The following is a 15,573-nucleotide window of genomic DNA, read 5'->3' as shown; positions in this document are numbered from 1 at the left end:
TCTTCAATTAAAAGTTTTTTGAATCCGAAGATTCGTGCTCAATGAATTCTGTATAAATTGACTATATAGTCACTCATAAGAAATTGAGACTCTAAATTTTTTGCTCCTGAATCAAGAGCTGTTAGAACTCAATCTGTACGAGTGCCCACACAGATGATTGCTTCATATTTTTAAAGAACAGTGTAACTAATCTTGGTTAGTTACCGCAGCCTTGCTGCGAAGTGGAGCGCCATAATAACGACTTCACTTTTTATGTCAACACTTAATTTTAATCTTTTTCGTAAAGAAAGTTTTTAAGATTAAGTTTTATTTGACTCGACATCGTTTTGATTTGCTTTTCAGCGTCTCGCCCCGTGTCAGTGGGGTCGCATTATAGGGAGAGCTGAAAATTACGCAACCCCTTTTTTAAAGAAAAATGCAAAAAACTAACTGTTTGCGTGCATTTTAAACGAAACGTCTATTTTCATATATGTTACGGCTATAAAACATACAAATATGGCGTTCTGCTTGAGGGTTTATGACTTATCCGCGACTCTATAACTGCCTTCATAATCAAATAGCTTTTCCTTTACTTGCCAACCGTACTTCTTATGTTGGTTTGCAATCACAAAGTCAGGCGCTTTTAATTGGTACGCATATTGTTGAACTACCGAAGCCTGCTTAAAGTTAATTGGAGAAGAGACACCAGATACACGTTTTGCGTATTGCTTATTAAAAACGTACACACTTTTACTGTTATTGAAGTCGTACACCTCACTACAAGATGCACCATCTTCATCAAAGTAAGTTACTTTTATCTTTTCATCGGTCAGAGTTGTAATAGACAAACCACTACAACGTAAAACCATGGCGTTTTTGAGATTCAGTGCCGCTCTCAATTTATCATCTGGATCAGCCATAATAGAATGACATTTATGACACTGCCTCGCTGCTATGTCATTTTCAGCCCCACATTCATCACATTCTTTAAATTTAAAGCGATAGTCACATTGTTGCTCTTCTTCGCCATTATCCAGTAGTCCCTGACAACGGCGGCCAAAATGTTCTATGACTTTGCCTTGCTCATCTGTTTTGCCCCAGAATATATTTGCAAAGCCACAACCAGGACAAAGTACTTGAACCGGTTCGTTATCTGAACTAGGTTTTTTAGCCCCCACTTCAGGTTGGAACAAATCAAACTGATTACCTGCAAAGTCCATAACGAGACACTCTTTTTTGTCATCTGCAAGCCGTAAGCCTCGTCCAACTATTTGTTGATACAAACTGACGGATTCGGTTGGTCTTAATATAGCGATAAAATCAACATGGGGGGCATCGAAACCAGTCGTAAGAACGGATACATTTATAAGGTATTTTATTTGTTTGTTTTTGAAGTTCTTAATAATGGCATCACGCTCTGCCTGATGGGTATCACCAATCACCAGTGCAGCTTCACTTTGCGGCAAGTACGAAAAAATTTCTTTCGCATGCATAACCGTGGCAGCGAAGATCATTACACCTTTTCTTAAAGTGCTTTGCTCTATCACATGGTCGATGATGCTTTTTGTCGCTCGGGTTTGGCTATCTAACAAACTATTCATTTCTGTTTCACTAAACCTGCCAAAATTATCTGTTGTCAGACTCGAGAAATCATAATGTTTTATTGCCGGATCAACTTGTTTAGGCGGCGTAAGGTATTTATTGCTTATCATATATCTTAGAGGTAACTCGAAAATACACTTCTTAAATGGAGAGTCGCTATTACCTCTAGCAAAGCCATGATAATGATGTTGATAGATCCAACCCATGCCTAAACGATATGGTGTCGCGGTTAAACCTAGCACCTTTAAACTCGCGTTATGTTCTTTCAAAGCTGAAATGACTTTGCCGTACTGACTTTTACCATCCCCATTTACGCGGTGGCATTCATCTATAATGACCAAGGAGTATTCTTCATTTAACTGGTCGATATTTCTGGAAAGCGATTGAACACTGGCAAAGGTGACTAGATGAATAAGTGACTTTTGTTTTAAACCTGCAGAGAAAATACTCGCTTGTAGCCCAAAACTTTTATATTTTTCACTGTTTTGCTCTACCAACTCTTTTACATGAGCTAAAACAAGAATTTTTTTTCGGGCAAGTCTAGCCAACTCTGCAATCACAAGGCTTTTACCTGCACCTGTTGGTAAAACGATTACTGCTGGGTCGTTAGTTTTCTTAAAATGAGAAATGGTATTTTGAACAGCTTCTTGCTGATAAGGTCTGAGCGTGTAAATAATTAACCTCTAAAACAAATGAGCAGCCTATAAGCCTGCTCACCTAAAGACTAAACTTAAATTACTGCGTATTGTTGCAGGTCAACATCAACAAATACTTTAGGACGTTTTCCACGACCACTCCATTCAAATATCTCACCGTCTTTCTCCATGCGATATTTAATAGCTACTTTACTGCGTTTGTCAGTCAGAGTACTTTCAAGCAAATCCTCAACAGTCAGTCCTTTATCTTTAATTAAAGCTAATACTTCTGCTTTTGCAGCTTCCTGCGCTTTTTGTGAGGCAATTGCGTCGTTTATTAATCCAAGTGCTTTTTCTAACTCACTAACACTTGCAGACTTAATAAATGATTTTATTTCTTTCATTGCCTTCTCTCAAATATTTAATTTCTATTTAGCTTAGTTGTGTATTTTAAATCAATTACACACTCATATTAATAGTATAAATATATTAAAAACTTGCAAATATTATATTTGTTACGAAATATAATTGCACAAAAAAACGCGCTTAATGCGCGTTTTAGAAATTACAAAAAATAGTTAAGTTATATTTAAACTACTTTCCAGTCGATTTCTGCACCCGCTTTAATAGGCACAACATCTGCATCACCTAGTGGGTAACTGTCAGGCACCTGCCAAGGTGACTTCTCTAGCGTGATAGTATCGCTGTTTCTAGGCAAACCATAAAAATCAGCACCAAAGTGGCTAGCAAAGCCTTCTAGCTTATCTAATGCATCTACTTCTTCAAATGCTTCAGCATATAACTCAATTGCTGCGTGAGCAGTATAAGCACCCGCACAACCGCATGCTGCTTCTTTCTTATCTTTGGCATGAGGTGCAGAATCAGTACCTAAGAAAAACTTAGGATTACCGCTTGTAGCAGCTTTTATTAGTGCCTGTTGATGTGTATTACGCTTAAGAATAGGTAAACAATAATAATGAGGGCGAATACCACCAGCTAGCATATGATTACGGTTATAAAGTAAGTGGTGGGCAGTAATAGTAGCAGCTACATTGTCAGAGGCTGCTTCAACAAACTCAACCGCATCTTTTGTTGTGATGTGCTCTAGTACAATTTTAAGTCCAGGGAAAGCATCAACAACTTTAGATAGTTTTGTTTCTAAAAACACTCTTTCTCTGTCGAAGATATCGATTGAAGAGTCAGTTACCTCACCATGTACTAATAGCAACATGCCCACTTCTTGCATTGCTTCTAATGCAGGAAATACATTTTCAATGTCAGTTACGCCTGAATCTGAATTGGTCGTTGCGCCAGCAGGGTAAAGTTTTGCAGCGAAAATTTTACCTGTAGCTTTAGCTTTTCTGATTTCTTCAGGGGTAGTTTTATCTGTTAGATATAAAACCATAAGAGGCTCAAAATTGCCTTGTGGCTCTGCAGCCATAATACGATCACGATAAGATAATGCTGTGTCTGTACAAGTTGCAGGTGGTACAAGATTTGGCATGATAATGGCGCGCCCCATGTAACGGCTCACATCTCGAACCGTATCTTTTAACTGCACACCATCACGAAGGTGAATATGCCAATCATCAGGTCTGGTAATTGTTAAGGTAGTTGCTTTACTTGTCATTGCTTATTTCCGCTCCTCAGTTTGCTCGATCATAGGCACTTAGCCTTATCTAGTAAAGTTTTTAGGACGAAATACTCCCAACTTCTATACACTCATTTACAATCAAATTCGTTAATAACCCTATTTTATTATGTCGTTTTAACGACAAGTAGGTTAACGTATAGCCATGGACCAGAATGAATATTGTGCATGCTTTCGAATAACAACAAATTAGAATCAAAAACCGAACAGCTCAGCATTATAAATCAATTTTCATCTTCGCTTTTGCAAATCACCCAGCTAGATGAACTTTTTGATTATGTAACTTCTCAAGTAGTAAGCCGTTTAGGCTTTGTAGACTGTGTTATTTATCTTGCAGATGAACAGGCTGAATTCTTAGAAGAAGTTGCATCAATGGGTGTCGCACATCAAAGTATTGATTACCAAGTTGCCCAGACTCGTATTCCTATTGGTCAAGGTATCACCGGGCATGTGGCCCGAACGCAAGTCCCTTTTGTGTCTGGGGATGTTAGAAAAGAAGCAATGTATATTGCCGATTCTCGCCCTGCCCTTTCAGAAATTTGTGTGCCTTTAGTTTATGAAAATACCCTACTCGGGGTAATTGATTGTGAACACCCTAAATTAAATTATTTTACCGATGCGCATCTACAAATACTGTCTACCGTTGCTCATTTATTAAGCGCAAAAATATATCAGGTTCGTACACTTGATAATTTAACAACGACAGTAAGACAATTAAACCAAGCGCAACAACTTGAACAATGTTTATTAAAAATTGCCAACATCGCATATAAGTCAGCCGATCTAAATGCATTTTATGATGATTTATATCAAATCATTAATACTCAGTTACCCGCGGAAAACTTTTTTATTGCGCTTTATAACCGCAAATCAGATGTCTTAGAAATTAAATACCTTATCGAAAGTGAATTAAAATGTTTAGCAACGCCAAAAATTTCAAAAGACCAATTAAAAGATTCTGCGTCGTATTATTTGCTGAAAAGTAATAAACCTCTGCTATGTGATCAAATACAGTTTAAACAGCACATTGAAGACGGGCATTTTAAAATGCTCGGTCGTTCGCCGCTTTCTTGGTTGGGTGTGCCTTTTACAGTTAATGAGCAATATCAAGGTGTTATTGTGCTACAAAGCTACCAAAAGAATAAGAGCTTTGAAGCGCATGACTTAGAGATTCTGACCTATATAAGTCGCCAAGTAAGTATGGCCATTGATCGTCAAATTTCTCGCCAAGCTCTTGAACATAGAGCATTACACGATGAGCTAACTGGTTTGGCAAATCGTTATTTATTATTTGAACGTGTCAAACATGCCATATTGGCTTTAGGCCGCGCCAAGCAAAAAAACCTTCATTGCTTGCTTTACTTAGATCTTGACCGATTTAAAAGTATTAATGATTCACTCGGTCACGATGTCGGCGACCATTTTCTTATTGCCATTGTGGAAATGATCAAAAGCTGTATTCGAAAAACAGATACCTTTGCGCGATTGGGCGGTGATGAATTTGCAATCTTCATGGAAAATGTTCAGGACAAACACCAAGTAGAATTGGCACTTGAACGTATCACCAATGCAATTGCAAAACCTTTGCATATTGATGGTCATGTTTTGCAAGCATCTAGTAGCATTGGGGTGGCATTTACAGAAAGTGCCCAAGATAATGCGATTTCATTACTACAACAGGCCGATGCTGCCATGTATGAAGCTAAATCTCGTGGTCGAGGCCAAGTCTGTTACTTCAATAACGCTATGCGCCGTAAGCTAAAGCGCCAAGCCGATATTGAAAACGACTTGCAGCATGGCATCAAAAACAATGAGTTCGAGCTGTTCTTTCAGCCTATTTTTGCGTTGCAAGACCCTCATATTGTCAGCTTTGAAGCGCTAGTAAGATGGCATCATCCGAAAACTGGCTTTGTACCGCCTAATGACTTTATTCCTATTGCTGAGCAAACAGGTCAGATCATTGATCTGGACCTGCACTTATTAGAACTTGCAGGCGCACAGTTACAAAAATGGCGTCGCACTGGTATGCCGACAATTCGAGTAACCGTCAATGTCTCATCTCGTCACTTTGCCAGTCTTGAGTTTGTAGACTTTATGAAAGAGATCTACACCAAATACCAGTTACCCAATGGAACATTGTGTTTAGAAATAACCGAATCAGGGTTAATTGAAAACCTCAGCCTTGCAACACGAATAATTGAAGGATTAGAACCACTCGGTGTAAAACTTTATCTAGATGATTTTGGTACGGGCTATTCGGCGCTAGGTTATCTTCATCAGTTACCGATCCATGTACTGAAAATAGATAAGAGCTTTGTGGATCAATTAACACAAAAAGAGAACCCCTTGGTAGATGCTATTTTATCTCTAGCCCACTCTTTAAGGTTAACTGTGGTTGCTGAAGGTATTGAGAACCCAAAACAATGGGCGCTACTAAAACGTAAAGGTTGCCAATTTGGTCAAGGCTATATTGTGTCAAAGCCACTGCCAGCAGATAAAGCCATGGAGTTATTACTCAAACATACAGAGATGGTGCTACCAATTTAAAAGTGACCTTCCACTTAAATTAATAAAACAAAACCTGCATTACGCAGGTTTTGTCTTATCTTCTAGCTACTTTACTTTTAGTTAAAGTTAATTTTATCCAAGTTCCTTTCTGAGTTCTTTGGTCGCTTTCACCATGTTATCAAGCGCAGCTCTGGTTTCTTCCCATCCACGAGTTTTTAGACCGCAATCAGGATTCACCCACAAACGCTCTACTGGGATCTTCTTGGCGGCTTTATGGATCAATGATTTGATCCACGCAATGTCTGCCACATTCGGACTATGGATATCATACACACCGGGGCCAATTTCGTTTGGATAGGCAAAATCTTCAAAAGCATTTAGTAGTTCCATGTTCGAGCGAGATGTTTCTATGGTGATCACATCAGCATCCATATCGGCGATTGCACCAATAATGTCGTTGAACTCTGCATAACACATGTGCGTATGAATTTGCGTTTCATCTTTAACCCCCGATGCCGACACTCTAAATGCATATGCAGCCCAATCAAGGTAACTTTGCCATTCACTTGCCCTTAATGGCATGCCTTCTCGAAATGCTGGTTCGTCAATTTGTATGATATTAATTCCCGCGTTTTGTAAATCGACGACTTCATCTCGAAGTGTCAATGCGATTTGATTTGCAATGCTTCGCTTGTCGAGATCATCTCTAACAAATGACCAAAATAAAATGGTGACAGGCCCTGTGAGCATACCCTTCATTTTCTTAGCGGTTTGCGCTTGCGCATATTGCGTCCAGTTCACAGTCATTGGCTTTTCTCGAGATACATCGCCCCAGATAATAGGCGGTTTAACACAGCGAGAGCCATAGCTTTGCACCCAACCAAATTGCGTAAATGCAAATCCTTCGAGCTGCTCACCAAAATACTCAACCATATCATTACGCTCAGCCTCACCATGCACTAGCACATCGATATCAAGCGCTTCTTGCTCTTCAACCGCATAACGGATCTCCGCTTGCATTTGGTTTTCGTACTCTGCGGCTGAAATAACACCGGCTTTAAACTCTTTTCGTGCTTGGCGAATGGCTTGCGTCTGTGGAAAAGAGCCTATGGTTGTAGTTGGTAATAAAGGCAGTCCTAATGCGGCTTGCTGCTTTTTGACACGTTTGGCAAATTCACTTTGTCGCTTTGCGTGCTCAGAAGTAAGTAATGCCACTTTTTCTTGAACCACAAGATTATTTACGCGCTTAGAACTCGCTCTGGCTTTTACGGGCGCAGAATATAAATCTAAAGTTGTGAGTGCTTTATTCTCAATGGCTGTTTTAAGTAGCTTAAGTTCTTGTGCCTTTTGTTTTGAGAACGCCAACCAAGAACGTAATTCTGCATCAAGCTTTTCTTCTTGATCTAAATCTACCGGAGTATGGAGTAATGAACATGACGGTGCTAACCATAAATTATCACCACGACTTTGTGCTATGGGCTCGATTTGATCATAAATAGAAGACAGATCTGCTCGCCAAATATTACGGCCATTAATAACCCCCAAAGATAAAACTTGGTCATCATTTAAAAGCTGGTTTAGCTTTGTAAGATCTTGCTCACCTGCGACACAATCAAAATGCACGCCTGCGACAGGATATTGCTGAATATCTTCATAGTAATCTTTTACTGAATCAAAGTAGCTTGCCAGTAAAACCTTCACACCTTGTCCATTTAATGTAGCAAAAGAAGTGCGCAATGCACTGCGATACTCATCTGATAGCTCTAGGGCAAGAATTGGCTCATCAATCTGTACCCATTCAACGCCAAGTTCAGCCAACTTTTGTAACACTTGCTGATAAACCGGTAACAATCTCTCCAGAAGCGAAAGCTTATTAAACGGCTCATCTGCACACTTAGCTAAATGCAAATAAGTGACAGGCCCTACCAAAACAGGTTTAACTTTATAACCAAGACTGTGTGCTTCAGCGACTTCTTCAAACAATGCTTGCCAGCTAAGTTCAAAGGTTTGCTCTTTAGAAAGCTCGGGTACTATATAGTGGTAGTTGGTATTAAACCACTTAGTCATTTCACTCGCAGCACAAGCACAACCACTTGGCGCTTTACCTCGACCTACTCTGAATAATGTATCTAGGTCAACACTGCCATCAATATTTACATGACGCTTTGGTGTAGCCCCTACTAATAAACTGGTATTGAGTACATGGTCATACCATGCAAAATCGCCAACCGGGAGTAATTCAATGCCCGCTTCAGCCTGTATAGCCCAATTCTCGGCTCTGATAATTTTGCCTTTCTCTAGTAACTCGACCTGAGTGAGCTCGCCTCGCCAATATGCTTCGACTGCAAATTTGAGTTCTCGTTTTTTGCCAACTCGTGGAAAACCTAAATTATGAATATACGCCATGCTCTTTCCTTAAAATTATACGGATGTTTAGATGGCTAAAAGTATTAACATGAGATAGGATGAAGACAATTGATGGTTTTTCAGTTTTAACATGAACAAAATTAATCAAATAAAATTGTAAAAAATATGATCAAAACATGACAACGCTGTCAAAAATAGTGTTATAGTGATTTTGCTAATTAAACACAGTTTTATGCTGTTTTTATAAACTAGCAAACACGGAAATTAAAGTTATGCAGTTCAGGAATAGGTGAACTCTGAATTTTGCTCACTCTAAGAATGAGATTTATTAAAGATGATAGATATTAAACATTTAAAAACCATTTCAACGCTTAAAGAAACCGGCTCGCTCGTTAATACAGCCCGTGAACTGTTTTTAACTCAATCTGCTTTATCTCATCAAATTAAAGACTTAGAGAACAAATTAGACTGTCAGCTGTTCGAAAGAAAAACACAACCTGTGCGTTTTACACCACAAGGTATGCTACTACTAGAATTGGCCAATGAAGTGTTACCAAGAGTAGAAGCAACCAAGTGTCGATTAAAAGAAAGCCTCAATCAGCCAATTTCTCAACTGCGCTTAAGTGTTGAATGTCACGCATGTTTCCATTGGCTACTGCCGACAATCAAAGAATTTAACAATTTCTGGCCTGACATCCATGTAGATTATGAGCGCGGGTTTAGCTACGACGCCATTCCTGAGCTACTAAACGATGACTTAGATTTGGTATTAACTTCTGACATTCGTGAAGCAGACAAGCTTGAATACGCACATCTATTTGATTTTAAGTTGAAGCTGATTGTATCACCCGATCATGAACTGGCTAAAAAAGCCTACGTCACGGCACTCGACTTAAAAGACGAAACCATTATTTCGTACCCTATTCCTAAAGAACGCCAAGATATTTTTAAGCATTTTATCCAAAATGCACGCTTTGACGGCACATTAAAAACGGTTGACCAGGGATTACTTATTTTCCAGTTAGTCAGTGCCGGTATGGGTGTTGCCGCTCTACCTGATTGGCTAGTGACACCTTATGAAAGCCAAGGATTAATTAAGTCTATTCCTCTAGGCGCACTGGGGTTAAATCGTCCGATGTATTTAGCCATGAAGAAAAACATGAAAGACAACCCTGTCTATCGTCACTTCTTAAATACGTGTAAGCAAAGTAACGGACGATAACCACAGAAATCATCTGGTTGTCTTACTGATTCTATTTTAAACTAGCCCAAATTCTCTTTGGGCTTTTTTATGTTTGAAATCAAAAAGATCATCGGCGGCCTCTTGATGCCCTTGCCACTCACCTTAATTATCTTGTCACTGTGTTTATTATTTATCGCAAAGCAAAATAAAAAGTCATACTTAATTGCTTGGCTTTGTGTTCTTGCCACTTGGTTTATAAGCACACCTTACGGCGCGAACCTGTTGATTGAACCTGTCGAAAAGACACAAGCGCCTTTCAATATTAAAAAACACAAGAAGCTCGATTATATTGTTGTACTTGGCTGTGATGTTTATGCCAACAGCCGTCTGCCAGCAAACGGCCAACTTGGTGGCTGCGCGTTATCACGTTTAGTTGAAGGGCTTCGTCTGGCAAATGCATACCCACGAGCTAAACTGATTGTCTCAGGGTATGGCTTTGGTAAAACCACAGGCGCTGATTTAATGGCTGAGACTGCTAAAAGTTTAGGTATTGCAAAGCACCGAGTGTCGACTAATCCAACAGCCAAAGACACCGCCGATGAAGCAAAACTACTTGCACCAAAATTAGTAGATAGACAAGTTGCATTGGTTACCTCAGCAAGTCATATGGCCAGAGCCAGTGATTTATTTTATGTGCAAGGGGTTGATGTGCTCAAAGCACCGGTGCAATTTTACACTTATACAAATACCCCTACGCATAAGCTTTTTATTCCAGATTCGGGAGTATTAAGAGCGGTTACGAGCCACTGGCATGAAGTCGTAGGTAAAGCGTGGATTGCATTAAGACGATTCATTAACCCTGAAGCTTTATGAATCAGTGCTTAAAAATACGTTAAAATGCTTACTTTTACAGCGCTTTATCGCAATTTAGAAGGCTAAAAGTAGAGAAATGGCGCAAAAAATTGAAAATTAGCCCAATTTTCGGTATAAATGCGCCTTTAAATTAAACCCGCGTATCCGCGTATTAACGACTAGGATCTACGATGAGTAAACTTGATAAAACTGAAGTATTAAGCGCTTTTGAAGCTGCATATGAAGCTGCCCATGGTAAAAAGCCAGAGATCACAACTAAACCTGGCTGGTACAGCATTGACGGTGGCAAAAACATGCGTCTTGCAGATGTAGCAGCACTAACAGAAGAGCTTACTTCTGGTTCTGCGGCTCCTAGCCAAGAAGCGGCTCCTGCTAAAAAAGAAGCAAAAAAACCAGCAGCGCCTGCGAAAACTAAAAAAGCAGCATTTACTGTTGTTAAAGCTAACGAAGAAGGCTACACACCAGAAGAATTCTGGATCATCCGTCTTGCTGAAAAAGAGCATGACTGTCGCCTTCCACGTGGTGTGGTTTAATCCCCACACAGTTAGATATAAAAAAACCGCGTTTACCGCGGTTTTTTTATATCTGATTTTAATATTGAAAGATTAAAATCCAACAGGAGTGAGACCTAAGCCTCACTCACCAGTGAAAAAGTTACTCTTCGAAGAATAACTTCTCGCGTTTTTTAGCATCGACTTCTTGCATTGTAGACGCATCAAATAAACGGCCATTGATCATGGTATGACTGATCTTGTCCGTATCTCTGATATTATCTAGCGGGTTTTTATCTAACACGATTAAGTCTGCTAATTTGCCCGCCTCAATTGAACCAATGTGTTCATCAAGACCAATATGCTTAGCCGGATCAATCGTAGCTGCACGCAATGCTTCATGTGGCGTCATTCCACCTTGTGCAAACATCCAGATTTCCCAGTGTGCCGCTAGGCCTTCACGCTGACCATGTGCACCTAGGTTCACAAGTGTACCTAAATCTTGTAATTCAGCAGACACTCGTGCGTTGTTGAAGTGATTATAGTGGTGATCTGGTGACTTAATACGACGCATTGAACGTGGTAGTAATTGATTCTTAGGCACAAACTTACTTAATCTTGGGTGTGCCCACACATCGGTTTTATCATACCAGTAGTTTTCACCCCAAATACCGCCATAAGCCACACCCAGCGTTGGTGTATATCCTACATCAGTCTGCGACCATAACTGCTTAATATCGTCATAGATATGCGAGACAGGTAAAGAGTGCTCAATACCAGTATGACCATCAACGACCATAGTGAGGTTGTGTTGTAACAATGAACCACCCTCGGGCACTACCATCATGCCTAACTGACGACCCGCTTCTACCACTTGCTGACGCTGTTCACGACGTGGTTGGTTATAAGACTTCACACTAAAGGCACCGACTTTTTGTAAACGTTCTAAGTGGAACTTAGCATCGTCTAATGAATCGACATGTGATGTATACCCCGGCATATTCGCACCGTACAAAATTGTGCCGGTTGAGAAAATACGAGGGCCAACAATTTTACCTGCTTTTTGCATTTCGCTGGCTGCAAAGATCTCTGTGGTATCGTTAGATGGATCGTGAATGGTTGTTACACCTAAAGACAAGCCCGCAAAGTTCTTCCAGTTTTGCTCTGGAATGATCTCGTTGCTGCCTTGCGCACCGTGCGCGTGTACATCCACCAGCCCAGGTAAAATAGTCTTACCTGTTACATCAATCACTTTTGCGCCTTTTGGAATACGCACATCAGCTTGTGAACCCACAGCCTTAATGTGCTTGCCATCAGTCAGCACCACACCATTTTCGATAACTTGCTCACCTTTCATGGTCACAATTGTTGCGCCGGTTAACGCAATCATGCCTTTTGGCTCGGCCATCTTCTGTTTAAAACCAATGTTTGTACCACTGGCTACTTTAAAGTCAGCATCTTCTGCTTTATTGATATCAAACATCCCTGCAAGTGACGCGTGATAAAGCTCAGGCCCTAGACTCCAATATAGTTTATCGCCTTTAGCACTCCATGAAATGCCCTCACCCGCTCTGACAGATAACTGCTCAACAGGGAATTGTTTATCGCTTGGAGAGATATTAATGGTTTTGCCACTTTCAACAAATGGTGTCACAAATACTTTAAAACGTTCAGCAAATGCGAGATATTTACCATCCGGAGATACACGGTACTCTGTCGCATGTTTTGATTCGTATAAAACCTGTGTTTTCCTCGTCTCTAGGTTTACTGCGCGCAATTGCGGTTTAGGCCACCCCGCCATTACAAAGATACGGTCGTTTCTGTCAGCAAACTGAGGTTGGAACCCAGACTCTGTGATGAGATATGATTCACCACCTTTACTTGAAACTTTGTAAATACCCGACTTTAAAGACCACTCAGGCGTTAAAATTGAACTGCCTGAAGTTTTACGGTACACCACTGTGTCGCCATCAGGGCTAAATGTGGGCTCTACATATTTGCCTGGCTGTTTAGTAACCGCTTTACCACGACCTGAGCGTGCTGATACAACACGTACCGAGCCCTGCTCTTTGTCATCCCAAGTGACATAAACAATCTTTTTGCCATCACGAGAAAATTGCGGGAAGAATTCAAAATGATCTTTTTGTTTAGTCAAACGCTTAATTTTGCCCGACTCTAGATCTCTTTTATAAATGTGACCCATGGCTTCAAAAATAGCCATTTCACCGTCAGGAGAGACTTGTACGTTACGAAGCATTTTCACATCGAATTCAGGCTCATCGATGTCCTGAGCAAAACGTAATGCTTTTTGCAGCTTTTTGGTGGTTTCTACTTTGAAGGCTATTTCTTCAACTGACTTGTCTTTCACAGCCAGTTTATGAATTTTACCACCCGCCCAAAATACTAAGTGCTTCTGATCTGGTGTCCAAGCAATGGTTGGATATACACCGTGAATGGCCCAAGTCTCCTGCATATCACGCTCAAGCTCACCATAAAGTTTGGTATGCTCACCTGACTCTAAGTCATATAAATAGAGGCTTGATTGAAAATCGTCACGTTTGATATATGCCAGTGTTCTACCATCAGGTGAAGGGGTTGGACGAATGGCACCGCCCATACCCGATAAGATCACCTCGATCTCACCTGTTTCTCTGTCTAGACGCTTAATTTTATAAATGCCTGCCACTGAATCTTTTGAGTAGTGGAAAGTTTTTCCCGGTGTGGCATCTTGTGAGAAATATACATAACGTCCATCTGGCGAGAACGCAGGTTCACCTAGATCTTTTTGCTCATTTGGACGCTTCGTTAGCTGAACACCATTACCACCACTTTTGTGGTACATCCAAACTTCACCCGCACCTAAAGAGCGAGTACCGGTAAAGTGCTTACGTGCCACGATAAAGTTACTATCAGGGCTCCAAGCAGGACTGTTTAATAAACGAAAAGTTTCTTTGGTAACGGCGGTTTGCTCTGTTCCGTCGGTCTTCATCACCCAAATATTGTCACCACCGCCTTGATCTGAAGTAAACGCAATATACTGACCATCAGGGCTAAAACGTGGTTGCATTTGCCAACCAATGTCTGAGGTTAATTGCGTGGCTTTACCGCCTTTCATCGGCATAGTGTAAATGTCGCCAAGCAAATCAAATACAATGGTTTTACCGTCAGGGCTGACGTCGACATTCATCCAAGTACCTTGCTCTACCGATACTTTCGCATCAATAAACTCACCTTGCGGCGCATCTACTTGCCATTTTTCTGATTTTTCTTCGGCCTGTGCACTGCCAAGTGCCAATGACACAGACAGTGCGAGCGTACTATAAAACTGTTTTTTCATCTTGTTGTCTCTCAGTTGTCATCACTAAAGATTACAGCTGATTGCAACAAAATATCGAATGATATGCCAGAAAAAGCCACCAATTGCAGATTTTATCGACGGTACCAGTTACGGGGGTCAAACTGGTAATAATCTGTCAGTAACGTGAATAACTCTGGGTCGTATTGCTTCAGCTCAAACGGTTTTTCTATAAATGTTTCGGTCAGCACCGCAAAAAATTCCGCCTCATTGGTTGCCCCATAACTATGCATAACATGATGCATGCCGTAAGCAACATGACTTTTAAGGTTTGAGTAGGCACGGGTAAACACTTTACCCCATTGATGATACATGGCCTGTGAACGTAACTGGGGTGTACCATTGGTTTGCCCTGTTTGCTGATCGAGCTGATGAGCAAATTCGTGAAATACCAAATTATGGCCATCTTCAGGTAACCTATGCCCTTCAATTACGTTATCCCAACTTAAAACCAAAGTACCACCGGGCCAAGATTCCCCTTGCCTAACTGCGGTGTGGTAATTAACTAACCCTGCGGCATCGCGACTTTGCTGTGGCGCATAGTAGCTACTGGGATATAACAGCACTTCTTTTACATTTGGATATAAAGGCCATTGACTGTTCAGCACCAATAAACAAGCATCGGCGGCAATCAGTAAGGCCATGGCACGATTCACTTTTAAACCATCGCGGCCTAACACGCGCTTTTCACCTAAAAACCAAACAATATGATTTTCGAGCTTTTCGCGGTCTTTATCGGTCATATTACGATAGATAGGCATATATTTAAGTAAAATTTGCTTATCTTGCTCTGACAGGTTTTGCTCAGTATATTTATGCTGCCAATATTGCCTCATCACATCGTGCCATCGCCAATAAGTCACTACAAAAACCGCAAGTGCCAACATTAAGAAAATATTTATCATGTGAATTCTCTTTACTCTATTAAT

The 15,573-nt window shown here is 40.6% G+C and carries 10 protein-coding genes; 4 read left to right on the top strand and 6 right to left on the bottom strand.

Going from position 1 to position 15,573, the window contains the following annotated elements; all coding sequences use genetic code 11:
* Positions 1–515: 515 nt before the first annotated feature.
* The 3 genes from C1E24_RS17930 to pyrC all read right to left on the bottom strand — a co-directional run bounded on the left by C1E24_RS17930 (position 516) and on the right by pyrC (position 3,846).
* A complete protein-coding gene (locus C1E24_RS17930; protein WP_138483838.1) occupies positions 516–2,258 on the bottom strand; it encodes a DEAD/DEAH box helicase in 1,743 nt (580 codons plus the stop codon).
* Between the two features lie 53 nt (positions 2,259–2,311).
* On the bottom strand, positions 2,312–2,620 hold the full coding sequence (locus C1E24_RS17925) for an H-NS histone family protein (RefSeq protein WP_138483836.1): 309 nt from the start codon (positions 2,618–2,620) through the stop codon (positions 2,312–2,314).
* Positions 2,621–2,805: 185 nt separating this feature from the next.
* A complete protein-coding gene (gene pyrC / locus C1E24_RS17920; RefSeq protein ID WP_138483834.1) occupies positions 2,806–3,846 on the bottom strand; it encodes a dihydroorotase in 1,041 nt (346 codons plus the stop codon).
* A 189-nt stretch (positions 3,847–4,035) separates the two neighbouring features.
* Here pyrC and C1E24_RS17915 point away from each other — a divergent pair, with 189 nt between their 5' ends.
* Positions 4,036–6,414, top strand: a complete 2,379-nt coding sequence (locus tag C1E24_RS17915; protein ID WP_138483833.1) for a bifunctional diguanylate cyclase/phosphodiesterase — start codon at positions 4,036–4,038, stop codon at positions 6,412–6,414.
* 93 nt (positions 6,415–6,507) lie between these two features.
* Here the strand turns inward: C1E24_RS17915 and metE are convergent, their stop codons facing one another.
* Positions 6,508–8,781: a 5-methyltetrahydropteroyltriglutamate--homocysteine S-methyltransferase gene (metE, locus tag C1E24_RS17910; RefSeq protein WP_138483831.1), complete on the bottom strand. Its 2,274-nt coding sequence runs from the start codon at positions 8,779–8,781 to the stop codon at positions 6,508–6,510.
* A 295-nt stretch (positions 8,782–9,076) separates the two neighbouring features.
* On the opposite strand from metE, the gene C1E24_RS17905 reads away from it, so the two are divergent.
* From C1E24_RS17905 to C1E24_RS17895, 3 genes are all read left to right on the top strand, one after another.
* Positions 9,077–9,964, top strand: coding sequence for a LysR substrate-binding domain-containing protein (locus C1E24_RS17905; protein WP_058029305.1), 888 nt, complete (start codon positions 9,077–9,079; stop codon positions 9,962–9,964).
* Positions 9,965–10,033: 69 nt separating this feature from the next.
* Complete coding sequence (locus C1E24_RS17900; protein WP_138483829.1) at positions 10,034–10,798, top strand: YdcF family protein; 765 nt, start codon at positions 10,034–10,036, stop codon at positions 10,796–10,798.
* A 170-nt stretch (positions 10,799–10,968) separates the two neighbouring features.
* Positions 10,969–11,331 carry a hypothetical protein gene (locus C1E24_RS17895; RefSeq protein WP_058029303.1) on the top strand — a complete coding sequence of 121 codons (363 nt, stop codon included), beginning with the start codon at positions 10,969–10,971 and terminating at the stop codon, positions 11,329–11,331.
* 121 nt (positions 11,332–11,452) lie between these two features.
* Here C1E24_RS17895 and C1E24_RS17890 read toward each other — a convergent pair whose 3' ends face one another.
* Together C1E24_RS17890 and C1E24_RS17885 are read right to left on the bottom strand one after the other, a co-directional pair.
* Positions 11,453–14,626: an amidohydrolase family protein gene (locus C1E24_RS17890; protein WP_138483827.1), complete on the bottom strand. Its 3,174-nt coding sequence runs from the start codon at positions 14,624–14,626 to the stop codon at positions 11,453–11,455.
* 92 nt (positions 14,627–14,718) lie between these two features.
* On the bottom strand, positions 14,719–15,549 hold the full coding sequence (locus tag C1E24_RS17885) for a M90 family metallopeptidase (RefSeq protein WP_138483825.1): 831 nt from the start codon (positions 15,547–15,549) through the stop codon (positions 14,719–14,721).
* Between the last annotated feature and the right edge of the window lie 24 nt (positions 15,550–15,573).

The organism is Pseudoalteromonas phenolica (assembly GCF_005876835.1).
In the GTDB taxonomy this organism is placed as follows: domain Bacteria; phylum Pseudomonadota; class Gammaproteobacteria; order Enterobacterales; family Alteromonadaceae; genus Pseudoalteromonas; species Pseudoalteromonas phenolica_B.
The sequence above is the reverse complement of the archived record's forward strand: the minus strand, read 5'-3'. Positions and strand labels throughout refer to the sequence as shown.